The sequence below is a fragment of the Marinobacterium sp. MBR-111 genome (assembly GCF_040547585.1).
Taxonomy (GTDB): domain Bacteria; phylum Pseudomonadota; class Gammaproteobacteria; order Pseudomonadales; family Balneatricaceae; genus Marinobacterium; species Marinobacterium iners.
In genome coordinates, this window is the sequence record NZ_JBEPQA010000002.1 from 198,046 (window position 1) to 223,677 (window position 25,632).

Annotated in this window: 19 protein-coding genes; 7 read left to right on the top strand and 12 right to left on the bottom strand. The window is 56.8% G+C overall.

Going from position 1 to position 25,632, the window contains the following annotated elements:
* Nucleotides 1-19: 19 nt before the first annotated feature.
* Both ABIE61_RS02560 and ABIE61_RS02565 read left to right on the top strand, forming a co-directional pair.
* Entirely contained in the window at nucleotides 20-1,069 is a 1,050-nt protein-coding gene (locus ABIE61_RS02560; RefSeq protein WP_354406408.1) for an efflux RND transporter periplasmic adaptor subunit, read from the top strand.
* Complete coding sequence (locus tag ABIE61_RS02565; protein WP_354406410.1) at nucleotides 1,066-4,287, top strand: efflux RND transporter permease subunit; 3,222 nt, start codon at nucleotides 1,066-1,068, stop codon at nucleotides 4,285-4,287. Before ABIE61_RS02560 ends, ABIE61_RS02565 begins: the two co-directional genes overlap by 4 nt.
* Before the next feature lie 11 nt (nucleotides 4,288-4,298).
* On the opposite strand, the gene ABIE61_RS02570 is transcribed toward ABIE61_RS02565, so the two are convergent.
* From ABIE61_RS02570 to ABIE61_RS02600, 7 genes are all read right to left on the bottom strand, one after another.
* The gene (locus tag ABIE61_RS02570; protein ID WP_354406413.1) at nucleotides 4,299-8,039 is read right to left on the bottom strand and encodes a sensor domain-containing protein; all 3,741 of its coding nucleotides are present in this window, start codon (nucleotides 8,037-8,039) and stop codon (nucleotides 4,299-4,301) included.
* A gap of 340 nt (nucleotides 8,040-8,379) precedes the next feature.
* On the bottom strand, nucleotides 8,380-9,609 hold the full coding sequence (alaC, locus tag ABIE61_RS02575) for an alanine transaminase (protein WP_354406415.1): 1,230 nt from the start codon (nucleotides 9,607-9,609) through the stop codon (nucleotides 8,380-8,382).
* Nucleotides 9,610-9,738: 129 nt separating this feature from the next.
* Nucleotides 9,739-10,938, bottom strand: coding sequence for an L-2-hydroxyglutarate dehydrogenase (gene lhgD / locus ABIE61_RS02580; protein ID WP_354406417.1), 1,200 nt, complete (start codon nucleotides 10,936-10,938; stop codon nucleotides 9,739-9,741).
* The gene (locus tag ABIE61_RS02585; protein WP_354406419.1) at nucleotides 10,931-13,087 is read right to left on the bottom strand and encodes a TRAP transporter permease; all 2,157 of its coding nucleotides are present in this window, start codon (nucleotides 13,085-13,087) and stop codon (nucleotides 10,931-10,933) included. The genes lhgD and ABIE61_RS02585 overlap by 8 nt, the downstream gene beginning before the upstream one ends.
* Before the next feature lie 92 nt (nucleotides 13,088-13,179).
* Nucleotides 13,180-14,208, bottom strand: coding sequence for a TAXI family TRAP transporter solute-binding subunit (locus ABIE61_RS02590; protein WP_354406420.1), 1,029 nt, complete (start codon nucleotides 14,206-14,208; stop codon nucleotides 13,180-13,182).
* A 184-nt stretch (nucleotides 14,209-14,392) separates the two neighbouring features.
* On the bottom strand, nucleotides 14,393-15,760 hold the full coding sequence (locus ABIE61_RS02595) for a sigma-54-dependent transcriptional regulator (RefSeq protein WP_354406423.1): 1,368 nt from the start codon (nucleotides 15,758-15,760) through the stop codon (nucleotides 14,393-14,395).
* Nucleotides 15,760-17,832 carry a sensor histidine kinase gene (locus ABIE61_RS02600; protein WP_354406426.1) on the bottom strand — a complete coding sequence of 691 codons (2,073 nt, stop codon included), beginning with the start codon at nucleotides 17,830-17,832 and terminating at the stop codon, nucleotides 15,760-15,762. Before ABIE61_RS02600 ends, ABIE61_RS02595 begins: the two co-directional genes overlap by 1 nt.
* A 113-nt stretch (nucleotides 17,833-17,945) precedes the next feature.
* Here ABIE61_RS02600 and ABIE61_RS02605 point away from each other — a divergent pair, with 113 nt between their 5' ends.
* Nucleotides 17,946-18,809, top strand: coding sequence for a prephenate dehydratase (locus ABIE61_RS02605; RefSeq protein ID WP_354406473.1), 864 nt, complete (start codon nucleotides 17,946-17,948; stop codon nucleotides 18,807-18,809).
* Between the two features lie 295 nt (nucleotides 18,810-19,104).
* Here ABIE61_RS02605 and tcdA read toward each other — a convergent pair whose 3' ends face one another.
* From tcdA to hda, 4 genes are read right to left on the bottom strand one after another with little or no spacing between them, the layout of a single operon-like run.
* Complete coding sequence (gene tcdA, locus ABIE61_RS02610) at nucleotides 19,105-19,902, bottom strand: tRNA cyclic N6-threonylcarbamoyladenosine(37) synthase TcdA (RefSeq protein WP_354406428.1); 798 nt, start codon at nucleotides 19,900-19,902, stop codon at nucleotides 19,105-19,107.
* Nucleotides 19,895-20,119 (bottom strand): hypothetical protein, encoded by a 225-nt coding sequence (locus tag ABIE61_RS02615; RefSeq protein ID WP_242530158.1) that lies wholly within the window; start codon nucleotides 20,117-20,119, stop codon nucleotides 19,895-19,897. The genes tcdA and ABIE61_RS02615 overlap by 8 nt, the downstream gene beginning before the upstream one ends.
* A gap of 35 nt (nucleotides 20,120-20,154) precedes the next feature.
* The gene (locus tag ABIE61_RS02620; RefSeq protein ID WP_354406431.1) at nucleotides 20,155-20,886 is read right to left on the bottom strand and encodes a TIGR01621 family pseudouridine synthase; all 732 of its coding nucleotides are present in this window, start codon (nucleotides 20,884-20,886) and stop codon (nucleotides 20,155-20,157) included.
* Complete coding sequence (gene hda / locus ABIE61_RS02625; protein WP_354406433.1) at nucleotides 20,883-21,605, bottom strand: DnaA regulatory inactivator Hda; 723 nt, start codon at nucleotides 21,603-21,605, stop codon at nucleotides 20,883-20,885. The genes ABIE61_RS02620 and hda overlap by 4 nt, the downstream gene beginning before the upstream one ends.
* Before the next feature lie 147 nt (nucleotides 21,606-21,752).
* Between hda and purM the strand changes: the two genes are divergently transcribed.
* Genes purM through ABIE61_RS02645 form a run of 4 tightly spaced genes read left to right on the top strand, consistent with a single transcriptional unit; the run spans nucleotide 21,753 to nucleotide 24,461 of the window.
* Nucleotides 21,753-22,808 (top strand): phosphoribosylformylglycinamidine cyclo-ligase, encoded by a 1,056-nt coding sequence (gene purM, locus ABIE61_RS02630; protein WP_354406435.1) that lies wholly within the window; start codon nucleotides 21,753-21,755, stop codon nucleotides 22,806-22,808.
* Between the two features lie 2 nt (nucleotides 22,809-22,810).
* On the top strand, nucleotides 22,811-23,458 hold the full coding sequence (gene purN, locus ABIE61_RS02635) for a phosphoribosylglycinamide formyltransferase (protein ID WP_354406438.1): 648 nt from the start codon (nucleotides 22,811-22,813) through the stop codon (nucleotides 23,456-23,458).
* Between the two features lie 14 nt (nucleotides 23,459-23,472).
* Complete coding sequence (locus ABIE61_RS02640; RefSeq protein WP_354406439.1) at nucleotides 23,473-24,183, top strand: DUF3108 domain-containing protein; 711 nt, start codon at nucleotides 23,473-23,475, stop codon at nucleotides 24,181-24,183.
* Complete coding sequence (locus tag ABIE61_RS02645) at nucleotides 24,180-24,461, top strand: YfcL family protein (RefSeq protein WP_354406440.1); 282 nt, start codon at nucleotides 24,180-24,182, stop codon at nucleotides 24,459-24,461. The genes ABIE61_RS02640 and ABIE61_RS02645 overlap by 4 nt, the downstream gene beginning before the upstream one ends.
* On the opposite strand, the gene ABIE61_RS02650 is transcribed toward ABIE61_RS02645, so the two are convergent.
* Nucleotides 24,389-25,606: an EAL domain-containing protein gene (locus ABIE61_RS02650; RefSeq protein WP_354406443.1), complete on the bottom strand. Its 1,218-nt coding sequence runs from the start codon at nucleotides 25,604-25,606 to the stop codon at nucleotides 24,389-24,391. The genes ABIE61_RS02645 and ABIE61_RS02650 overlap by 73 nt on opposite strands.
* Between the last annotated feature and the right edge of the window lie 26 nt (nucleotides 25,607-25,632).

Genomic DNA, 25,632 nt, shown 5'->3' on the forward strand with positions numbered 1-25,632 from the left:
TACTCAAAGGGGCTTTCTCATGTTACCTGCATCGCTGCAACGCCTGCTTACTGTTCTGCTGTTGGGCCTCGCAAGCCATGTCACCGCAGCCGAATCGATTGAGACCGTCTTAGTCGAGCGACGTGCCCTGGAAGAAAAAGTTCAGCTCGATGGTGTTATTGAAGCGGTGCAACAGAGCACGGTTTCGGCTCAAACCAGTGGTCGCGTCATCGCTCTGCCCTATGACGTGGACGATTCAGTACCCGCCGGAGCCTTGATCGTACAGCTCGAAGACAACGAGCAGCAGGCGCGGCTGCAGCAGGCCCAGGCTGCTCTCACTGAAGCCGAAGCGAGCCTTGCCGATGCGCGCCAGCAGTTCAGTCGCAGCCGCTCGCTGCATGAACGACGTCTGATCGCGGACCAGGCACTGGATCAGGCTCGCAACAAGCTCAGCGCCAGCGAAGCACGTCTGGCTGGTGCTCAGGCAGCAGTTGCCGAAGCCCGCAAGCAACTGGACTATACCCGTGTTACCGCTCCCTATGGGGGTATTTTGACGGAGCGCCATGTAGAACTGGGTGAAAGCGTCAATCCTGGTCAGCCTCTTCTTAGCGGACTTTCACTGGAACAGCTGCGTGTAGCGGTAGACCTGCCACAACAATATGCCGGTATTGCCCGCGAGCAACGAATGGCCCGCGTGACCCTGCCCGATGGCGATATGCTGTCTACCGGCAAAATGACTTTCTACCCCTATGCGAACCCGACAAGCCACAGCTTCCGCCTGCGCATGACACTGGATGAACCCGATGCACGTCTGTTTCCGGGCATGCTGGTCAAGGTCAGCCTCCCGGTTGCCACTCGTGAAGCGCTCTGGATTCCAGTCACCAGCCTGCTGCATCGCAGCGAGCTGAGGGCTGTTTTTGTGCTTGATGACAATGATAATCCTCGCTTGCGTCAAATACGCACCGGTGTTCGTAACGGTGGCCTGGTCGAGATTCTCGCGGGCCTGAGTGAGGGAGAGCGCTTAGTGGCCAATCCGTTGCAACTCAGCGGACAGCCTGCATTGAATATGGGCGAGGAGTATCGGCCTTGAGCACTTCACTGCCTCCTGTCGGCCCTTCGGGCGCGATCGCCCGTGTATTTCAGAACTCGCGCCTGACACCTTTGCTGGCCCTGCTGGCCATACTGCTCGGTATTCTGGTACTGGTGTTCACTCCCAAGGAAGAAGAACCCCAGATCGACGTGACACTGGCCGATATTCTGGTCGCCCTGCCCGGAGCCAGTGCCGCAGAGGTCGAGAACCTGATTTCCACGCCCGCCGAACAGGTGATGAGCGAGATCGAAGGCGTCAAACATGTCTATTCGGTATCACGTCAGGGGCAGGCCGTGATCACTGTGCAGTTCAAGGTCGGCGTCAGCCGTCAGGAGGCACTGGTTCGACTCTATAATCAGGTGTATTCCAATCAGGACTGGCTGCCTGCCGACCTTGGCGCCAGCCCGCCTCTGGTCAAGCCCAGAAGTATCGACGACGTACCGATCATGACGCTGACCCTGTACGACCCGCAGCAGCGATACGGTGGCGAAGAGCTGACCCGCTTGGCGCACATGCTGGAGGTGGCACTGAAGCGGATACCCGGTACGCGAGATATCTACACCGTTGGCGGTGTGCCTGATCGGGTTGACGTGCACTTCGATCCTGCCCTGTTGGCCGGCTATGGCCTTGGACTGGATGATATCGCGCTTGCACTGCAGGCCGCCAACAGCAGCTCACAGCCCGTCAGAATTACCCGTGACAACCTCTCCATTCCGGTGCAGGCAGGCCTGCTGCTGGAAGATGTCGAAAGCATCCGCAGCCTGGTGATCGGCATGCATCAGGGAGCCGCCGTCTCCCTGCGTGATGTCGCCAAAATCAGCAGGGGCAGTACGGTACCCGATCGCAGCGTCATGCTGGGCTTCGGTCCGGGCAAAAGCGCGGCAAAGTCCGGCACTGTCGGGCAGGTCTATCCCGCCGTAACACTGGCCATTGCCAAGCAGCCCGGTGAAAACGCGATTAACATCACCGAAGCCATTGAAGCAAGGCTACAGCTGCTAAAAAACCGCGCACTGCCTGATGACATTGAGGTGGTAATCACACGCAACTATGGCGAGACCGCCTCGGTCAAGGCACGCAAGCTGATTACAGACCTGATTTCAGCCACTCTTTGCGTAATGTTGTTGGTGCTGGCCGCCATGGGCTGGCGCCAGGCCACTATCGTTGGTGCTGCTGTACTGGTAACCCTGCTGCTGACGCTGGTGTTTTCATGGGCCTGGGGTTTTACATTGAACCGGGTCTCTCTGTTTGCACTGATCTTTTCAATCGGGATACTGGTGGATGACGGCATCGTCATCACCGAAAACATCAACCGGCGCATACAGAACTCCCTGCATCCGGTGAAGGATATCATTCCGGTTGCTGTAGACGAGGTGGGGGCGCCGACGATAATGGCCAGTCTGACCATTATGGCGGCCCTGCTCCCCATGGCTTTTGTCAGCGGTCTGATGGGACCATACATGAGCCCTATCCCGATTAATGCATCAGCCGGCATGGTGATTTCACAGGTTGTTGCCTTTGTGGTTGCCCCCTGGCTGGCCCTGCGTCTGCTGCACCATCGCCGGGGCGCACAGGCCAATGAAACCGGCAGCTCGGGTGATGGTGTCAACCCGACTACACTCCGGCTTTTCAGCCGACTGCTGACTCCGTTTCTAGGGGCTCACCGGGGCCGCCGGGCACTGCTGGCAATGGTGGTGATCAGCCTGACCTTACTGGCCGTCGCCCTGCCGGTGTTTCAGCTGGTGATTCTGAAGATGCTGCCGTTTGACAACAAGTCGGAGCTGCAGGTCGTGGTCGATATGCCGGAAACTGCTCCGATGGAAGAAACCCAACGCCTGCTGCTGTCACTGGGGCAACACCTTGAGACGGTACCTGAAGTTGCAAACTGGCAAAGCTATGCCGGCATCTCGGCGCCGATCAACTTCAATGGGCTCGTACGCCAGTATTATCTGCGCAGCGATCCCTGGCAGGGAGATCTGCAGGTCAATTTGGTTACTGAGAGTCAGCGCGAGCGCCCATCACATAACATTGCTCAATCGCTTCGTCACCCCCTGCAGGCCATCGCCGAGCCTTTTGGCGCTTCGGTAAAAATTGTCGAGGTCCCGCCCGGCCCGCCTGTCATGTCACCTCTGGTGGCCGAGGTATACGCCGCTGATGCAACCAGACGTGCGGAGCTGTCGCTCCAGTTGATGGCGCAGATGCAGCAGATCGAGGGACTGGTCGATATCGATTCAACACTGGAAGCTCCGGCGAAACAGTGGCAGCTGGTGGTTGATCGCGCTCGCGCCGCCCGGCTGGGAGTTTCTCAGGCACAGGTAGTGCAAGCATTGCAGACAGCACTTGGAGGCAACAACCTGAGTTACCTGCATGACGAACACGCCAAATATCCGGTCCCAATTCGGGTCATTCTGCATGAAGGCGACAAAGCACAGCCGTCGGCACTGCTTTCGCTGCAACTGCGCAACCGTGAAGGTCTGTTGATACCACTGGCCAGCTTCGCACAGATTGTTGAGTCAGACTGGGACGCAGCGCGCTATCACAAGGACCTGCTGCCGGTAACCTATGTCACGGCGGACATGGCCGGTGAGATCGACTCTCCACTCTATGGCATGTTCCGCATGGTGAATGCACTGAATCAGCAGGAGGATGCGCCGGAACAGTTCTTTATTCGCCAGCCCGACCTGCCAGAGCTTGGCACACTGAAATGGGACGGCGAGTGGCAGATCACCTATGAGACGTTCAGAGACATGGGACTGGCCTACAGTGTCGGCGTGTTCATGATCTTTGTGCTGCTGGTGGCCCAGTTCCGTTCCTACCTGATGCCACTTGTCATCATGGCACCCATTCCGCTTACGCTGATTGGGATTCTGCCCGGCCACGCCCTGCTGGGTCGAGAGTTTACCGCAACCAGCATGATCGGCATGATCGCGCTGGCCGGCATCATTGTGCGCAACTCCATACTGCTGGTGGTATTTATTCGTCAGTTACAGGATGAAGGGATGGGACTGGAAGACGCCGTAGTGATGGCGGGAGCTGTCAGAATCAAGCCCATCGCACTGACAGCCATTTCAGCAATGGTGGGCGCCTGGTTCATTCTTGGCGACCCGATTTTCAACGGACTGGCGATCTCGCTGGTGTTTGGTCTTGCCATGTCGACGTTGCTGACCATCATCGTCGTGCCGCTTTTGTATTATGTGCTTGCACGCCGCCGCTGGTTATAACGCGGCGGCAATCACTGCGCAGATTCAGTTTCAGCTTCAGTTTGCCACTGCTCTGACCACTTCAGCAGCCAGGTCGGCAGTTCATCTTCCGGCATCGGTCTGGCGATGGCATACCCCTGACCCAGCTCACAGCCCAGCTCCAGCAACGCCTGGCAATGGGCCTGAGTTTCGACCCCTTCGGCAATAACAGAACGTCGGAAGGCCTGAGCCAGGCGGATGACACCATCCAGGATTGCCAGGTCATCCGGATCATCAAGCATGTCACGCACAAAACTGCGGTCGATCTTGAGCAGCTCAGCCGGCAAACGCTTAAGGTAGGTCAGCGACGAGTAGCCGGTACCGAAGTCATCCAGAGCAAAGCCCACACCCAGGCGCTGGCAGGCAGTAATGATGTCCGATATCTGCACCACGTCATCCAGTGCAGTGGTTTCCAGAATTTCCAGCTCCAGATCTCCGGGCTGAATCGTTGGTCGCTGCTGCAGTTCTTTGTCCAGGCGCTCAACAAAACTGGCATGTTGCAAATGGATGGCGTCAATATTGATACTCACCTGCAATCGCATGCCAGCCTGTTTCCAGCTGACCTGCTGATCCAGAGCCGTACACAACACCCAGTGGCCCAACTCGATTGCCAAGGGGTGGTTCTCAATCACGGGAAGGAAGGCTGCCGGTGGCAACAAGCCGCGTTCAGGATGCTGCCAGCGAATCAGTGCTTCACATCCAATTACCTCACCGGTCCGCATGTTGACCTTGGGCTGGTAAAACAGCCTGAACTCTTCGCTGTACAGGGCATCCCGTATGCGCTCCAGACTTTCATGCTGATCACGTACTGCGCGATCACGCTCTACATCAAACAGATGGTAACGATTCTTGCCCGCCTGCTTGGCCTGATACATCGCCTGATCCGCCTGACGCTGCAACTGGTCGGCATCCAGCGATTCCTGCTGCGGGTAGAAAACCACGCCAATACTGGCGGAAACGGCCAGCTCAAGCTCATCCAACTGGACCGGCTCGGCGGCAGCCTGCAAAAGCCTTTCGAGTACCGGAGTGCTCGCATCCGGATGCTCAAGGTTCTGCAATACGGCAACAAATTCATCCCCGCCCAGACGGGCCAGAGTATCCTCATCACGCATCACCCGCTTCATGCGCCGTGCTACCTGTACCAGAAGCTGGTCACCCACCGCATGACTATGAGTATCATTCACTGCCTTGAACCCATCCAGGTCAATAAACAGCACCGCGATACTGGTGCCATGACGATTGGCCTGTGCCATGGCTTGCTGCAGACGATCCGCCAGCAGCGTACGATTAGGCAAGCCGGTCAGCGGGTCGAAATGGGCAATCTGCTCAAGCTGTTTTTGCTGCAGCTTCAGGGTTGTGATATCGGAGAGTAGCGCCACATACCCCTGCAGACGACCGGCCTCGTCATAAAAAGCATTTACTTTCTGCAGCACGGCATAAAGCTCACCGTCCTTGTGTCGGTTCCACACCTCACCACTCCAATGACCATCACGCTGCAAAGCCTGCCACATGCTGGCATGGAAGTGCTTACCCTGAAGGTCAGAGTTAAGGAAGGCGGGGTTACGCCCCAACACCTCGTCGGCATCATAGCCCGTTGTGCGGGTAAAGGCGTTGTTGACGCTGACAATATTGCCGTCAGGATTTGTGATCATGATGCCTTCATTGGCATTATCAAATACGCTTGCAGACAGGCGCAGCTGGCTTTCATGAAGCTCCCTGCGTCTCAGACTCACCAGCAACTCTGCAAACAGTTTCAGCAGGGCTACAGTTTCGCTGCCAAACTTGTCTCGGTGGCGCATGGAGGAGATACCGATAAACCCGGTGCAGCGGCCCCTCACCATCAACGGCTGACCAATCAGGCTTTTGGTACCGTGTGATTTCAGTATTTCGACAATAAAAGGGTCGGGAACCTGTCCCAGGTCTGCTATGACAACCGGCTCGCCTCTTTCATGCAGAGCAACCCAGTTGGGGAATTCACTCATCGGGAGTTGCTGCAGTTTATGTGCTCCTGGCTCCACACCCTCGGCGCACCATTCAAGCGTCATCGAGGCGGTTTTTCGCTCAAAATCATACTCGAACAGATAGCAACGATCGGCATCAAAGAAGCTGCCAATCTCGCACAGGGCATCGTCAAGAGCGGATTCAATCTGATTCAGTGGCAGGTTGATGAACCGACTGGAGAACTTCAACACAACCTGCCGATAGCGGTCTGCCTGTGCAATCAGCTGCTCCGCCTCATTGCGCTGCATCTCGGCACTGACCCTGTCTACAAAGAGCTGAATCAGGTTGGTTGCAATCTGTGGCTGCAGCAACGGCTTGCGACTCATAACAACCAGCAGCCCAACCGCTTGCTGCTGTTTATCAAGCAACGCGCTGCCAATATAGGCTTGTGCACCCATGTCCGCGAGCATGTAATCTTCAGGGTATTTCGTCTGAATACCAGTGGCACAAACAAGTTGGTGCTGTTTCAACACATCAGAACAAGGGCTACCGTGCAGGTCATAGCTGAAACGATGGATAATGCCTTCATCGGACCAGCCCGCCAGTACTTCGGCCCGCTCACAGTCTTTTTCAAACCGTGCAACAAAGGCATACTCAAGCCCGAGAGCGTCAACCAGGTGCCGGCAGACCGCTTCATAAAAAGCTTCACCGGCAAGCGGCGCAAAGGTGGTTGCCAATGCTGTCAACGCCTGCTGAGTGAGCTGCTGCTCAGTAATGTCCTGCACTGTCCCCAGCGTCTGCAAGGGTTCACCCTCGGGGGTGTATAGGGTTTCAGCACATACACTGACATGTTTCACGATATCACCCGGCAGTAACAGCCGGTGCTTGATCTCGTAGGTTTTCCCACTTCTAAGCGCCTCACTGTAAACAGCCCGGATCCGCTGCCTGTCTTCAGGGTGCAGCCGCGACAGCGCCTTGCGATAGCTGGAATCACTCTCAGATGGATCAAGGTCCAACAACCGGTACATCTCATCAGAACAGGTGAAACGCTGATTGATGTGATTCAATTCCCAACTGCCCACCCTGGCAATGCGTTGAGCCTCTCTGAGGCGCTCACTGCTCAGCTCAAGTGCCGCTGTCGTTCTGCGTCGCTCCCGCTCCAACTGACGTCGCCGCTGGATATTCAGAGCCAGGGCGGTAATGACCACCGCCTGTATCAACAGGGCACCCGCCAGCAGCCAGATCTGCAGCTTGCGATTGCGCTCCAGTTCATTTACCTGAGCGTCCACCATCGCTTCCAGGCGCTCCTGGTAGTGCCACAGATCCTGGGCTTCATGCCGGCCCGGGGTAATATCATTGATGATGGAGAACAGCAGGTTCTGCTCGTTGAAACGGTAAGGGCGGGAGTGAACCTCTACGGTTCGAATTTCGCCACTGGCAAGGCGGTGACGGAAAAGAAAGTAATTGCGACCCTCGGCCTGCGCCAGAGTCCGTTCTTCTGCCACCTGTTCGGCAGTGAACGTATTGATCTGCTGGATAGTCATCTGCTGCAGCTGTTCAATCGGATAACCATAGAACTCGGCTGCGGCGTCATTGGCTTCAACGATGTTACCTGTGTCAGGGTCAATAAGCAGCATCATGACACCAGACTCACGGAATACCCGTTCAAACTCGGGGCCCTTGGCAACTACGGAGGCAAGCCCTGTCATCACCAGTACCATGGACAGGACCACAGCCATCAACAGGCGGCTCAGTTGACGCAGCGACAGACGATGCTGCCACATATCAATCATGAGCCGTACCAAAACAGCAGGACCCGAACGAGTTTCGTCTGGTGCGAGGAGTGTGTTCAATCCTTGAACATATGTGTAACGAGCACGATCCGTGCCGTATAAATGAGGTTGCGGATATGGTCTTAAACAGCGCCATCTAAAGGCTCGCTCCAACTACTGACATCCGTTTGGCCATCCAAACTAACCAATTAACGGTCAGACAACAAGCGTTTAAAGCTGTCGCAAGCAAGATACGGGTCAGCCGTTGATAATAATCAGGTATTAACATCGCTGAATATACTACGGCTGACTTCGTTCACTGGCTCATAATCCTCAAGAGCCCGAATATGTCACCTTGACGTCAAGGTGTCTCATCCTTACCCGACACTCCATCCTGACGGAACATGGCCTTGATTCCCCTGACAGCCTGTCGAATACGATCCCTGTTTTCAATCAGGGCAAAGCGCACGTAGTCGTCACCGTAGTCACCAAAACCGATGCCCGGCGATACACACACCTTGGCATCGGACAGCAGCTTTTTGGAAAATTCCAGCGATCCCAACTCACGATAATGATCCGGAATTTTGGCCCAGACATACATGGACGCCTTGGGGTTATCCACCATCCAGCCCGCTTCATGCAGGCCTTTCACCAACACGTTTCGGCGCTGCCTATATTGCTCGGCGATATCGCGCACACATTGCTGATCGCCCTCAAGTGCCGCGATGGCCGCCACTTGCAAGGGAGTGAAGGTGCCATAGTCGTGGTAGCTTTTGATACGTGCCAGCGCATGTACCAACTCTTTGTTACCCACCATGAACCCGATACGCCACCCGGCCATGTTGTAGCTCTTGGAAAGCGTAAAAAACTCAACGGCCACATCTCGCGCACCGGGTACCTGCATGATCGAAGGCGCGGTCCAGCCATCATAGACAATATCGGCATAGGCCAGATCGTGCACCACGATAACGTCATACTGCTTCGCCAGCGCGACCACACGCTCAAAGAAATCCAGCTCGACACACTGTGCGGTGGGATTGGATGGAAAGCCCAGAATGATCATCTTGGGTTTCGGGATCGACTCGCGAATGGCGCGTTCAAGCTCGACAAAAAAGTCCACCCCCGGCACCAGCGGAACCGAGCGGACCTGAGCACCGGCAATCACGGCACCGTAAATGTGGATTGGGTAGCTGGGATTGGGTACCAATACGGTATCGCCATGATCCAGGGTTGCGAGCATCAAATGAGCCAACCCCTCTTTGGAGCCGATGGTTACAATCGCTTCATCTTCAGGGTCAATATCGACCTGATATCGCGTCTGATACCAGTTGGCTATGGCTCTGCGCAAACGCGGGATACCCCGTGATGTCGAGTAGCCATGCGTATCATCACGCTGGGCAACGGCACAGAGTTTTTCAACAATATGGGGAGGTGTGGCCCCGTCAGGGTTCCCCATGCTGAAGTCAATGATATCCTCGCCACGTCGACGAGCGGCCATCTTTAATTCAGCCGTGATGTTGAACACATAGGGGGGAAGACGATCAATACGGGAAAAATGGCGTACGGATTGCACACCGGTCTTGTCAGTCATATAAGCCTCGATAAACGTCAGCGCCCGGAACCGTCCGAGCGACGCCAGCCATGTGCGTATGGCTGTGACACCGAGATTATCCGCAATCAGGCGCGGACGCCAGCCCCTTCTGCAAAGACTCTGCAGGCTTCATGACTCATTCACTTTAGCTCTTAACTGATCAACGATATGTGCCGCAATGGGAATGGCAGAGGTTGCTGCTGGGGAAGGTGCATTGCACACCACCAGTGCGCGATCGGTTTTAACGAACAGGAAGTCGTCTACCAGTGAGCCATCTCGCGCCACAGCCTGCGCCCGCACCCCTGCCGGATAGGGCTTCAGATCGTCCAGCGTCAACTGCGGACAGTACTTTCGCACAAGTTGCAGATAGCCGCTTCGAAACAGGCTGTTTTTCATTTCGTTAAGTCCGGGCTCCAGGTTGCGAGCCAGCATTTTCAACAGCCCGGGCCAGCTCAGCATACCCGCCAATTCAGACAGGCTGATATCCCGTTTGCGATAACCCTCGCGCTTAAAGGCAAGCACCGCATTAGGCCCAACGGTGACCGTACCATCGATCATACGGGTCAAATGTACACCCAAAAACGGCAACTCGGGATCAGGAATGGGATAGATGAGATGGTTCACAATGCGGTCATGCTCCGGTGGCAACAGAAAGTACTCGCCCCGAAACGGTACGATACGAAAATTGGGCGTTGGTCCAAGCATTTTCACAATGCGATCGGACCAGAGCCCCGCGCACGCGATCAGGTGGCCAGCACTGAGCAGTTCGGTTTCAGTTTCAACCTGCAGATCGGCTTCGCGCTCTTCGATCCGTTTCACCTCGGTGTTGAAACGTACCTCTCCACCGGCTTTCTCTACCAGCTCAACCATCTTTTCACAGATGCGGCTGTAGCTGACAATGCCGGTTGAAGGTACAAAAATGGCTCCTACCCCCGTGATATTGGGCTCACGGGCTTTCAATTGACCGGCATCAAGCACTTCAATGGGCAAGTCATTCTCGGCACAGCGACCGATCAATACCTGCATCCGCTCCAGTTCCTGCGCATTGGTCGCTACCAGCAACTTGCCACACTCATCGAAGGGAATGTAATGCTCCCGACAGAACGCCTTGGTGGCCAGATTGCCGGCCTTGCAAAAGCGCGCTTTCAGACTACCGGGCTTGTAGTAAACCCCGGCGTGAATCACGCCGGAGTTGTGGCCAGTCTGGTGCTGCGCCGGGCCAGACTCTTTCTCCAGCACCAGTATCCGCTTGCCTGGAAAGCGCTGTTGCAACTCCAGTGCTGTTGCCAGCCCGAGAATTCCGCCACCAATCAGAATAAAGTCATGCATGGTTCGCACTCGCCTCTGTAGCGGCACCGGTGGCCGGCTTTTCCCCATAGCGACGACTGAACAGAAACAAGCCTACAAACGCCACGGCAGCCACCAAGTCATAGGCCAGCTGGCCATGAGGCCAGAGTAGACCGATAGCGCAGACACCGCTGAACAGACGCAACAGTAGGTTAAGCCGCCCTTCCAGATAGCCTTCCATGAATCCGACAAAGGCATACATGCCGAGAATACCAAAGGCAAAAATGGTCAGTACTTCAACCCAGCTGCCGCCAATAAACGGGGTATAGGCAAACAACAGAGGTACCACATACAGCCCTTTGGAGATTTTCCAGGCGGTGAAGCCGGTCGCCATGGGCGGTGTACGGGCAATTGCCGCCGCCGCAAAGGCTGTCAGACAGACCGGAGGGGTCACATTGGAGTCCTGCGACAGCCAAAAAATGATCATATGGGCCGCCAGCAGGATCATGGCCAGCCTTTCGGGTGCCATCGCTTGCTCCAGCAGTTGCCCCTTGAAGTCTGCCGGCACCTGTTCCAGCAGGCCCATCGCCTGCGCCTCGCTCATGGGCGCGGCCAATGCGGAAAGACTGGCAGGGTCCACCAGCATGAAAATGGTACGCGCCGCTTCCGGCAAATTGCCACTGACCATCAGCTGCAACAGTTCCCGCTCGGCCATCAGGCCATACAGTGCCGGCGCCGACAGGGTCGCCAGCACGATGTAAGCGGCCGTGACCGGGAGGCCCATCCCCAATACCAGCGATGCCAACGCCACCAGCACCAGCGTGATGAGCAGGCTGCCACCGGCCCAGTCGGTCACCATCAATGAGAAGGTATTGCCGATGCCGGTCATGGAGACCACATTCACCACCAGTCCGACCGCAATCAGCAGCATGGCGGTGGTGGCCATGTTTTTTGAGCCCTGTGCCAGCGCATCGACAATCGCTCGCGGTCCCATCTTGCGCGGCGACAGCCAGGACGCCACTACCACGGACAGAATGGAAATACCGGCTGCATAGGTAGGTGTAAAACCTTTTACCAGCAGGGTAACCAGTACCACCAGCGGCAACAGACAGTGCCAGCCTTCCTTGAACACCTCACCCACCGGGCGTGCATCCATCTCAATCGCATGGGCATGGCTGCGCTTGGCCTCAACCCGCACGTAGAAGCCGACCGACAGGAAATACAGCAACGCCGGCAATGCCGCTATCCCAATGATGGTGACATAGGGGATCTGGGTGTAAGACGCCATGATGAACGCACCTGCCCCCATCACCGGTGGCATCAACTGACCACCGGTAGAGGCCGCTGCCTCAACACCGGCGGCAAAACGCGGCGGAAAACCGGCCTTCTGCATCAACGGAATGGTGATGACACCGGTGGATACCGTATTGGCAACGGATGAACCGGACACCGAGCCCATCAGGCCCGAGCCAAACACGGCCACCAGACCAGGACCACCTACCATCTTGCCGGCCACGGCGCGTGACAGATCGATGATGAAATCACCGGCACCGGATTTCACCAAAAAGGCACCGAACAGAATAAACATGAACACATAGGTCCAGGAGATCATGGCGATGGAACCAAACATCCCCTCGGACGAGAAGAAACTCCGGTACAAAACGGTTTCCAGGTTCAGGCCCGGAAAGTTGAACATGCCCGGTACATACTGCCCCCACCAAAACACATAGGTCAGGGCAAACAGAATCAGACAGGGAATGAACCAGCCGGTAGTCCGGCGTGTCAATTCCAGTGCAATCGCAATGGCGATAATCGATACGATCCAATCCGTGGTGATAAAATTGACACCACGCGCATAGAGCGCATCTTCAAACAGCATCAGATAAGCAGTTGTCCCCACCGCCGCCAGACCGATCAGCAGGTCCAATCCCAGCATCAGCTTCGAGTCGCCAGCCTTGCGGCTCATCGGCACCATCAATGCACAGATCAATGCAAAACCGGCAAAGTGGATCGCCGCCACCCACAGCTCTGACAGCGTTCCCAAGGTGTTGAAATAGATGTGGGCCAGCGCAAACAGTGCCCCGCCCCAGTAAATGAAGCGCCCACTGAGGGAATTTGCGTCACGCTTGGTCAGCTCAAGGCTTTTGAGGCGCTCGGCGGTCTGCTGATCATTCAGCTGCGTTGAGGTCATCGACTCGGTCCTCTGTTATTCGGTATTCACCACAACTGCACACCCCGCCCTCTGGCAGGGGTGCAGTCGACAGACTGGTGAGCAAGCCTGGCTTACTCGGCGATCAGGTGATCCGGGATTTCGAGGCCCGCTTCACGGTAGTAACGCACAGCACCCGGGTGCAGCGGTACCGGCATGCCGGCAATCGCTTTTTCCAGTGCCATCGCCTTGGTGGCGGCATGAATACCGTTTAGGAAGGTCAGGTTTTCATAGATGGTTTTAGTCAGCTGATAAACGTCTTCTTCAGACACATCTGCATTGACCGCCAGGAAGTTGGGCTGAGCAATGGTGTTGATCTCTTTGGTCTGACCCGGATAGGTGTTGGCTGGAATGACATAACGGGTCCAGAGGTCATAGCGACCGTTGGCCTGCTTCATCTGCTCATCGGTGAAATCCAGTGTGGTGATATCACCACCCATGGCGGCATAGGCTCGGGTGATGGCTGAGGTCGGAACGCCCGACGGAATGTTCATGCCATCAATAGTGCCGTTCTGCATCGCATCAGCCGACGGGCCATAACCCATGTAGGCCAGGCTGAAGCTGTCCGGGTCGATACCCAAATTGCCCAGAATGGTACGGCCGGAGCCTTCAGTGCCTGAGTTTTTCGGCCCGATGGAGAACTTCTCGCCCTCAAAGCCCTTCAAGTCCATGATGGTGCCGGTTTTCGCATAGGGTGTGCGAACCACGAACTGCTCCACGTTCTGCCACAGCATGGTGACCGAGCGCAGGTAATCCTGTTTGCCGGACTGTTTCAGCTCGCCCTCACCGTTCCAGGCCCAGGCCCCATAAAGACCCTGCAGGATCGAGAACTGAACCTGGTTCTCACGCATCAGTTTGATGTTTTCACCGGAACCGGCGGAGTTGATGGCAGAAACGGACAGGCCGATGGTGGGCTCAAGCTTTACTTTTGCCAGTGTCGCAATGGCCACGCCGACCGGGTAGAAGGTACCGCCGGTTGATGCGGTGGCCATGATGTAGGAACGTTTTTCTTCAGCCTGTGCCAGACCGGCAGCGCCGCCAACGGTTGCCATGGCCAGGGTCAGACCCATTGCCTTGATCAGGGTGCGTTTGCTCTGATTCATCTTGGTATCCCTTATCGTTATGTCATCAGTCGTTGTTGTTAGTGACCTGAATAACAAAGCAGGAACCGGGCCAACTCACTCGACCCTTACAACCCTTTGTTTTACATATATATTCAGCATGCAACACTGACCTGATGAGCTAAATTTCGCCTATTAAGCCCTCTGAGCATAGGCAAAAAATCGCTTATTGCGCTGTAAAATCACTGCGATTCAGGCCATAACGCTGCATTTTCTGGTTCAGCGTCCGGCGTGGCAGGTCCAGCTCATCCATGACCGCCTTGATATTGCCCTGGTGCCGCTCCAACGCTTCACGAATAAGTTGCGACTCGTATTCAGCCACTCGAACAGCCAACGACAGGGTCTGTCGCCCGGCCAGCGGTGCACTGATTAGTGGTGTTTGCCGTGAAAGCAGTTCGGCCACGCTGGCACGCGGGTCCACGGCGTAGCGGATGGCGATGTTCTTCAGCTCACGCACATTACCCGGCCAGGCGTAGGACTGAAGCGCATCCAGATCATGATCACTAAGCTGGCGCGCTTCACGGTCATGCTCATCAGCGCCGCGGCCGGCATAATGAGCAAACAGCAACGGCACATCCTCGATCCTCTCACGCAGTGGCGGAATATGCAGCTCGGAGACACTGAGACGATAGAACAGGTCTTCACGGAAATTGGGGTCGCCACGCAGGTCCACCTTCGCAGCAGCCACCACACGCAGATCGACCGGAATCAATGTATTGGAACCCAGCCGTTCGATCACATGCTCCTGCAGCGCCCGCAGCAACTTGATCTGCAGGTGCAGCGGCATGCTCTCAATCTCGTCCAGAAACAGGGTACCGCCACTGGCATACTCAAACTTGCCGATACGGCGCTTGGCCGCATGGGTAAACGCACCGGCCTCATGCCCAAACAACTCACTTTCAATCAGGTTTTCGGGAATGGCCCCACAGTTGATTGGCACGAACTGCTTCTTGCCTCGAATGCTGTACTCGTGCAGACACTGCGCCACCAGCTCCTTGCCTGTACCGGTCTCACCGTAGATGATCACATTGGTATCCAGCTCGGCCAACGCCAGCAGCTCTCGCCGCAGGCGCTGAATGGCCGGTGAAATGCCGATCAGACGCGCTTCCAGCACCGAACGACTGGCCAGACTCTGCTGCAGGCGCAGGTTTTCCAGCATCAGCCGTCGCTTTTCACAGGCTCGGCGAATCCGCTCCACCAGGCGCTCGGGCACAAAGGGTTTTTCGATAAAGTCGTAGGCACCTTCGCGCATGGCCGCCGTAGCCATATCCACATCGCCATGTGCCGTGAGCAGAATCACCGGCAGATCCGGTGCACGCTTGAGCGCTTCGGTCATCAACTTAAGGCCATCCATGCCGGGCATGCGCACATCAGTCAACAGAATGCCGGGGCAGAACGGATCTATCCGCTCCAGCGCCTGCTCAGCACGGCTGAAACACTCCACACTGAAACCGGACAGCTCCAGCCACTGGGCAGTTGCTTCACGCACCATCGCCTCATCATCCACCAGCAGTACGCGGCCCTGATCAATCATTATTCGCTCCTTGGTTGGTAAAGCGGCATGCTCAGCCGGAAACAGGCACCTTCAGCCTGATCAACAGGTTCGATACTGCCACCGAGGTCACGCAAAATACTGTGTACGATTGCCAAGCCCAACCCCAGCCCCTGGCCCACCTCCTTGGTGGTGAAGAATGGCTCAAACAGTTGAGTGCGATGCTCGGGCTCAATGCCGGGGCCGTTGTCTCGCACATCCAGCAGCATCTGTCCGTTCTCTATGGCCTGCACACTGATCCAAAGGTGGTGCTCACCGGGTCGTGTCGACATGGCGTCGCAGCTGTTCTTGATCAGATTAATCATCACTTGCTCATAGCGTGCGGAATCACCGGCAATTTTCATGTCAGGCGGCGGCGGATCAAAATGCAGTTGCAGATCCAGCTCCTCGAAGCGACCACGAAACAGCTGCAGCACCTGTTCCATCACCTGCTGCAGCGACACCGGATCGATACGCTCCGGTTTGCGATAGGCAAAGGTTTTCAGCTGCCCGGTAATCAACGCCATGCGGTCCAGCAGCTGCTGTTGCTGGCGCAGGTTACGCACCAGTGCATCAGGATTATCCAGCTGCTTTTCAGCAATGGCGAGATAGGTACGCATGGCGGTCATCGGCTGATTGAGCTCATGTACGACAGAAGCCGACATCCGCCCCAGCGCCGCCAGCTTTCCAGCCTGCACCAGCTCCGCCTGAGCTTCCTGCAATGCCTGGGTGCGTGCAACCACCTTTTGTTCCAGCGACTCGTTGGCTTCTCGAAGCGCCTGCTCCAACCGCTTGCGACGGCTGATATCGATCAGAGTGACCAGATAGCCCAGCTCAGGGTGTCGATCCATCTGCCGAATCGAGATCAGCATTGGAAACTCACTGCCATCCGCACGCTGGCCGACCACTTCCAGCCCGGTCAGTGGTTGAAAGCGTTCGCTGCCCAATGCACCCAGCGCCTGCTGCAGCGGCCGAGCCGAAAAGCCGGCCCGCAGCAGGTTCAGCACCGGCTGGTGCCGAATCTGTTCCGCCGAAACGCCAAACAGCTGCATCGCCATCGGGTTGACCAGCTCAACCTGGCCCAAAGGCGTAATGTGTATCAACCCGACCTGCGCGGTATTGATGATGTCACGCTGCTGTTCTTCACTGCGTGCCCTCTCCTGCAGTCTCTCCAGCTGGAGCCGACGTTTCTGGCGTGACTCACGCAGGTACAGCAGCAACAGACCCAGCGCCACCCCGCCGGAAAGTACCGAGGCCACCACCAACTGCTCACGCTGCCTGGCCGGACGGATATCGGTCAGTGTGCTCACCTGCCAGCCCAGATCATCCAGCTCAACTCGATGCATGATTGCCATGGAGTCTTTATGCGGCACAAGCTGCAGACGGGTACCATCACTCAACAGCCGGGACTCCAGCTGCCCCAGTGGCCACCCCAGATCAGACTTGAATACCAGCTCTCCCGTGGGTGACACCACCAGCAACGGGTGGTCCGTCGTCAGCTGTTCACTCAGCCGGGGTACATCCAGCCGAATCACGGCTACCCCCACCAGCCCGCCATCATAGATCGGCGCTGACATGAAGAAAGTCGCGGTTTCCAGATCCTCCTGATACTGCAGCTCCTGCCCCTGCTCTCCCGCCAGTGCCTGCTGGAAATAGTGCTGCTGCCACTGCGAGCGCAACTGTTGTGAGCTTTCATCCCGCCAGTTGCTGTAGGCCAACGCCTCGCCGGTAGGATCCAGCACAAACAGAGCCGTAGAGCCGGCCACCAGGTTGAACTGCTCCAGTACCCGGTTCACCAGAGTACGGTTATGTTCATCCGGTTGGCGCAGAAAGTCTCTGACCTGCAGGTTCTGTGCAACCAGAAAGGGCAAATAGTTGTACTGACCAAGACTGCGGCGCAGCTGGCCGATGCTGTTCAGCAACCGATCGGAACCTTCCACATGCAACTGCTGCATGGCCCGATCATAGGCAACCCGACCACCCCACCAGGCCAGCAACAGAAACAGCAGGCTATACAGCAGAATTTTGAGGCCAAGCGACAGGCGAAATTTTGAAGACGTGGCACGTTCGGGCATTGGCAGTCTCTCTTAGGCAAGCGCGGAACCTTAGCAAAGGCAGATATTTTTTTCAGCCGATCAACGCCTGTGCCATAATAGCGGCCCCATTCTATTCAGTCTGTATGGATACCATGACCGCCAACACCATTATCGCCTATCAGGGCCACGAAGGGGCCTATTCCCACCTTGCCTGCCGCCACGTGCACCCGGAGCTGACGCCTCGCGCCTGCGAAAGCTTTGTTGAAGCGATGTTTATGGTCGAGCGCGGCGAAGCGCGACTGGCGATGATTCCGCTGGAGAACTCCACCGCCGGCCGGGTTGAAGAGATCTACCGCCTGATGCCGAAAACGCGCCTGCATGTGATTGGCGAGCACTTTGAGCCGGTCAACCACTGCCTGCTGGCGCTGCCGGGCACCCGCATCGAAGACCTGAAAACGGTCTCGTCGCATCCTCAGGCACTGGCACAGTGTGCCGAAAACATCCGCAGCCTCGGAATTGAGCCGGTTGCCGCGCTGGATACCGCAGGCTCTGCCGATGAGTTGTCACAAAAGCGTACCCCGGGTCATGGCGCCATCGCCTCCAGTCTGGCGGCCGAGCTGTACGGGCTGGAAGTACTGCGAGAAAACTTTCAGGACAAGACCGGCAACACTACCCGCTTCATGATTCTGTCACGCGACCAGATGATACCGCCGCTGGAAAAGGATGTGCGTTACATCACGTCCCTCATGTTCCGTGTGCGCAACATCCCGGCGGCGCTGTACAAGGCACTGGGCGGCTTTGCCACCAACGGAGTGAACATGGTCAAGCTGGAAAGCTACATGGCCTCTGAAACCATGACCGTGTCCAGCTTTCACCTGGATATTGAAGGCCACCCTCATGAGCAAGCGATGAAATTTGCCCTGCAGGAACTGAATTTCTTTGCCGAGGAGGTACGCGTCATTGGCACTTACGAGGCGCACCCGTTCCGTTTCAGCCGCCTGAATCTGGAGCTCTGATTACTGCACTATCTGGAGCTCTGATTACTGCACTGCACAATAAAAATCATGTTTTATAACCAATTCGTTTATAAAACGTATTGTGCGGCGCACAAAAATGAGCGATATTGAAGATGTCCTGTCTGGCAGGACATTGCGAGAGTCGTTGCTCTTCCTCAAGCTCTCGCATCCCATTTCCAACTCTGGCCGTTTTGAGTTGTTTGCACTTTGCCTGCCCCTCTTCAGATGAAGAGGGGTTTTTTTTGACTGAATTTCGAGAAACGTGACACGCAACGGCCACAAGAGGGGTTACATGTCAGACTGATTGCTCGCGGGCGGCACGTTCCTGCAGTTTTTTCAGCACCCGAGATACCGCCACAAAACCGAAAGTTGCGGTCACGACTGTGGTGGCCCCGAAACCGCCGGCACAATCCAGTCGCGTACCGTTCTCCATCACGCTCTTCTGCTGACAGACACTGCCGTCCGGCTGCGGGTAGCGCAGCTGCTCTTCAGAATAAACACATTCAACGGCAAAGCGGCGCCCGCTGCTGCTGAAACGATAGTGACGCCGCAGGAAGGAACGCACCTTCGCCGCCAGCGGATCGGTTTGCGTGCGCGTGAGGTCGGCAACGCGAATCAGAGTTGGATCGATCTGACCACCGGCACCGCCGATGGCGATTACCGGCACCTTGCGCCGCTTGCACCAGGCGATGACCGCTGCCTTGTCCTTCACGCTGTCGATGGCATCCACGACATAGTCGAGATCGTCGTGCAGCAACTCATCCAGATTGTCGCGGGTGGCAAAGGCTTCCACCTCATGCACCAGACAGTCCGGATTGATGTCGTGGATACGCTCGGCCATCACGCCAACCTTGGACTGGCCGATAGTGGAGCTGAGCGCATGGATCTGACGATTGGTATTGGTGACACACACATCATCCAGATCAATAAGCGTAATTTCGCCTATGCCGCTGCGCGCCAGTGCCTCCGCTACCCAGGAACCAACGCCCCCGATACCAATAACCGCCACATGGGACCGCTGAAACAGTTCGAGCCCGTCCAGTCCATAGAGCCGAGCCGTACCACCAAAGCGCTGCTGAGCCACATCACTCATCGTCGAACGCATCCTCGGTCAGTTCGGTCAGAACGGTGTCGCCGCACTGATTGCACTTGCCTTCAATAAAGACCAGCCCATACAGCTCGTATTCCTCAGGGTCGGACATCCCCAGCCCCAGCTGTTGGCAATTGTCGCACCAGGTATCGGTAAGGAAGAGTTGCTGTTCCTCAGAGTCACGGGCGTAAAAATCCCGCTGCACACGATTTTCGTTCATTTTTTGATCAGTCTTCATAAGAGGCGCATGATAAATCAGCCGGCAGTACCATGCCAGCGCAGAGCAAAAGGATCACGCCATTCACCTGCCAGCAGCGCTGCCATCTCGGGCAACCGGAAGAGCTCACCCCGGTCAGGGTCAGTACAAAAGGCACAGTCCTTGTCTGCAAGGCTGAAGCTCAAATGCCAGGCATGCAGATAACCACGATCTGGCTGGGCCACGTTCGGCTGCGCCGCATCCGTTTTTTCATGATAGATCGGATCGCCAATAATCGGAGCACCGATGCTTTTCAGGGCGACACGGATTTGATGTGTTTTACCGGTGTAGGGACGACACAGAAAGGCGCGCAGGCCTGGCTTGAGCGATGCACTGTAGAACTCGGTACGCGCCCGGTTTTCGTCTGTACGCGTAAGCTTCCAGCTGCCGCGACGGCTGCGAACCATTCCACCCTCGATACGGCCCTGTTTTTTGCTCGGCTTGTGATCGCTCAGCGCCAAATAGAACTTACTGACTTTTTGTGCAGCAAAGGCCGCCGACAGCTCGGCAGCGACTGCGGCCGAGAGCGCGAACACCACCAGGCCCGAAGTCATTCTATCGAGCCGATGCACCGGCCAGACCGGTTGCCCCAACGCCTGTGCCAACAGCATCGCCAGACCGGCGGCCTGATCATCCTTGTGCATGCTGATACCGGGGGCCTTGTTGATCACGACAAAGCGTGCATTCTGTTCGACGATACGAAAGGCAGGTACGCGGGCTGGCTGGATCACCAGTTCATAACCTGCTTCACAAAAGGAACGGTAATCTTGCGTTGGGCACTGAGCGAGGCCACATCCAGCTTGTCCAGCGTGACCAGCAGATGGGCCATGTTACGGCTGCCGTGGTGCATCAGATAGCGGATGACATCATCACCCAGCTGCAGGCCACGCGCCTGAGCACGCGCACGCAGTGCCACCACCTTGGTATCGTCATCCAGCGGCTGCAACTGGAATACCATGCCCCAGTTGAGGCGCGACTCAAGATCCGCCAGTCGAATCCCCAGTTTTGCAGGCGGCAGGCTCGCTGCAATAATCAGGACATGGCCGTTGGCGCGCATCCGGTTATACAGATGGAACAACGCCTCTTCCCACTCAGGGTCACCGGCAATTTGCTCCAGGTTATCAATGCATACCAGATCCAGTTGATCAAAATCCTCCAGCAACTGTGGGCCATACTGTTTCAGTTCGGCCAGCGGCAGGTAAACGGCACTGCGGCGAATCGGGTCCGAGGCGTGACAGCAGGACTGCAGCAGGTGTGAGCACCCCGTACCGGTATGCCCCCAGAGGTAGAGATACTGCTCGCCAAAGCCGGCCACGGACTTTTCCAGGGCAGCACACACCAGCCCGTTACGGCCACGGACGAAGTTTTCGAAGCGGGCATCATCCCGCAGCGTTATTCCCAGAGGTAACTGCACAGGTGCAGCAGAACGGCTTTTCTCTTTTTGAATCACTGCAAGCGTCTTATGGTTCGCGATACCGAGGAAAAACATACGGCGTGTAAATGACGCGCGTAACTCTAACACAGAGCGCCTGCAACCTGATAAACTAGCGCAATAATTTTTTACCGTTATTTACCCGCTTTAAAGGTTGACTCACCCATGTCTACAGGTTCTGAAAAAACTTCCCTGAGCTACAAGGATGCCGGCGTTGATATTGATGCCGGAAACGCGCTTGTCGAGCGTATCAAAGGTGTCGCCAAACGCACTGCCCGTCCTGAGGTCATGGGTGGACTGGGTGGGTTCGGTGCCCTGTGCGAGCTGCCGGCCGGTTACAAGCAACCGGTACTGGTATCGGGTACCGATGGCGTGGGCACCAAGCTGCGCCTGGCAATGGATCTGAAAAAGCACGACACCATCGGTATCGATCTGGTGGCCATGTGTGTCAACGACCTGGTCGTGGCCGGCGCCGAGCCGCTGTTCTTCCTCGACTACTATGCCACGGGCCATCTGAATGTGGATATGGCTGCTGACGTTGTCACCGGCATCGGTGCCGGTTGTGAACTGGCCGGTGCGGCACTGGTGGGTGGTGAAACCGCCGAAATGCCGGGCATGTACGAAGGCGACGACTACGATCTGGCCGGTTTCTGCGTGGGCGTGGTCGAAAAGTCCGAAATCATCGACGGCAGCAAGGTACAGGTGGGCGACGCCCTGATCGGCCTGGCCTCTTCCGGCCCGCACTCCAACGGCTACTCTCTGATCCGCAAGATTCTTGAAGTATCCAATGCCGACCTGCAGCAGCCGATGGGTGACAAGACGCTGGCCGACGCCCTGCTGGAGCCGACCCGCATCTACGTCAAGTCGATCCTGAAGTTGATCCGCGAATCCCAGGTCAATGCACTGTCGCACATCACCGGTGGTGGCCTGCTGGAAAACATTCCGCGCGTACTGCCTGCCTCGGCCAAGGCGGTCATCAACACCAACTCCTGGTCGCTGCCGCCTGTATTCCAGTGGCTGCAGGCCGAAGGTAACGTGGATGCACGCGAGATGTACCGCACCTTCAACTGTGGTGTTGGCATGGTCATCGCCGTCCCCGCCGACAAGGCAGACGCGGCCATTGCACTGCTGCAGGCTGAAGGCGAAAGCGCATGGCTGATCGGCCAGATCGAAGCGGCCGCCGAAGGCGAAGAACAGGTTGAGCTGCGTCAGGGAGCCTGAACATGGCGTCCAAACGCATCGTTGTACTGATCTCCGGCAGCGGCTCCAACCTGCAGGCCATTCTCGATCAGACACGCGCGGGACAGATTAACGGCAGCATCGTGGCGGTGATCAGCAACCGCCCCGATGCCTACGGCCTGACCCGGGCGGAGCAGGCTGGCGTTGACGCCCGCCTGCTCGACCACAAGCAGTTTGCCGACCGTGAATCCTTTGATCAGGCGTTGGTTGAGCTGATCGACAGTTACTGCCCCGATCTAGTGGTACTGGCCGGCTTCATGCGTATCCTGACACCTGAACTGGTGCGTCATTACCATGGCCGTCTGTTCAACATTCATCCCTCATTGCTGCCCAAGTACAAGGGACTGAATACGCACCAGCGTGCACTGGACGCCGGCGACGCAGCCCACGGCTGCAGCGTTCACTTCGTCACCGAGGAGCTGGACGGAGGCCCCGTGATCGTACAGGCCAGCGTCCCGATTGCCGCGGATGAAACCGCGGACAGCCTGCAACAGCGCGTACATGCACTGGAGCACAGGATTTACCCGCTGGCGGTGGAGTGGTTTTGTCTGAACCGATTGGCACTGACCGATACCGGCGTTACGCTTGATGGGGAACCTCTTCCGACAACGGGTTTCCAATACGGCAACTGACCGATGGAGGCTGCATGACTCTTCAATTCAAGGCAACATGGCTGTCAGCCCTGTTGCTGCTGGGCACACCCGCTCTCGCCGACACCGACCCTCTGCCGCCATTCAAGGCAGTGTATACGACCGAGTTTGACCTTGGCATATCACTCAGCGGTGAAGCGGTGCGCGAGCTGCGACGCGATACCGATGGTCTCTGGCACTTCAGCTCAGAGGCCTCCGCCATGATGGCGGGCATCCGCGAAGCATCATCCTTCGATTACCGCAGCGGCGAGATGATTCGCCCGCTCAAATACGATTATTACCGCAAGGTGCTCGGCAAAAGCCGTAGCGCCCACATTGACTTTGACTGGCCCGCCGGTAAAGCCACCAATGTGGTAAAGGACAAACCCTGGAAAATGGCCATTGAAGCCGGCACTCAGGACAAGCTGAGCTACCAGCTGCAGATGCGGCTCGACCTGAAGGCAGGAGAGCAGAGCATGTCCTATCAGGTTGCAGATGGCGGAAAAGTAAAAACCTACGCCTTTGCCGTGACCGGTGAAGAGCAGGTCGAAACCCCCTACGGTACATTTAATACCGTGCGCGTCATGCGCGACCGGGGCGAAGATGCCGATCGGGAAACCCTGATATGGTTTGCCCCTGAACTGGACTACCTCATCGTTCGTCTGCAGCAGACCGAATCCGATGGCAAAACCTATGCCCTGCTGCTGAAAAACCTGGAGACACCATGAGCGAAGCATTGATCAGCGCAACCGAAAACTGCCTGCTGACACGCGAACAGGCTGCTCTGGACAATCCCGATGAGCTGTTTTACTGCAGCTACCTGATCAGCCACCTGAATCTGGTGGCGGCTGAACTGCCGGAATCAGGTGAAGCTTTCCTGCACAATCTGCAGGAAAGCCTCGACAACGCCTTCAGCGTTGACCAGCTCAGTGATCAGGACAAGTCCGGCATCAAGTCACTGTGGAACGAGGTCTGCGGCGAGATCGGGTCTCCGCTGGCCAGCTGATCCAGCACATCCACCAGCAGCACCCGCTGCTGGTCCAGCGCCAGCGTCAAGGTAAAACAGCGCTGGTTGCCACTGATGTCCATATAGGGCGCCGAGCGCAGAATCCGCCGCTCATAATCCTCAGCCGCCACCAACTGATAGAACCAGGGGCGCCAGCTCCAGTTGTGACCAATCACTCGCACATCTTCGTGCCACTGGCCGTCTCGGTATTCATAGTTGGGCGATACCTGTAGCCCCTGACGGTCACAGATGAAGCAACGCAGAATGGCCGCATCCGGGCAGTAGTGCCTGAGAGCCTCGACCCCCTCGCCTGCCAGCAACAGATCACGCAACGCCAACAACTGGCTCTGCATACCTTCCAGGTGCCACTGCCGCCGCGCAGACTGCTCGATCATTTGCTCTAGATAGCGCTGCAGCAACTGCTGTACCCGGTCATAGCAGGCATCCGGTGCCAGAAAATCGGGCAGTGCCGGATCAAAAATAAAGCCTTGCACGTAACTGGCGTTACACTGCAGCGCGAGGAAAAACTCTTCCTCGGTTTCAACCCCTTCAAAAATCAGCTTGCTGCCCAGACGCGATGCCATGTCACCCAACGTGTGCAGCAGTGCACTCTCCTGGTGCCCAAATGCACTGTTTTTGAACATGCGCATGTCAATTTTGAGCAGATCCGGTGTAAAGGCCAACAGCCGATCCAGCTGCTGGAAACCGGTGCCAAAGTCATCCAGCGCCACCCGTACCCCTTCAGCACGATACCGGCGAGCCAAGTGGTGAATGCGATCAATCCCGCCGCCATGCTCTGTGATTTCGACAATCACACGACTCAGGTCCACACCCGTCTCACGCATCATCTCCAGCGTGGGCAAAGGCTCCAGCGGATCAAGCGCATCAATCCATTCCGGTGACAAGTTGATGGTCAAATAGGTGTCTTGGGGCGCAGAAAGAAAGGCATTCAGCGCCTGGCGGCGTACATCACGATCCAGCTGCAGACGTTCCGCAGCCGGTAGAGTCGAATCCTGAAACAAGGCACCCGCCGATACAACCCGACCCTGTTCATCCTTGCGTCTGGCCAGTACCTCATAACCTGCAACACGACCGGTGGCAATTTCCACGATCGGCTGAAACCAGGGAAAGAGTGAATACTGCATAATAACCTCGATAAACATGCGGGATG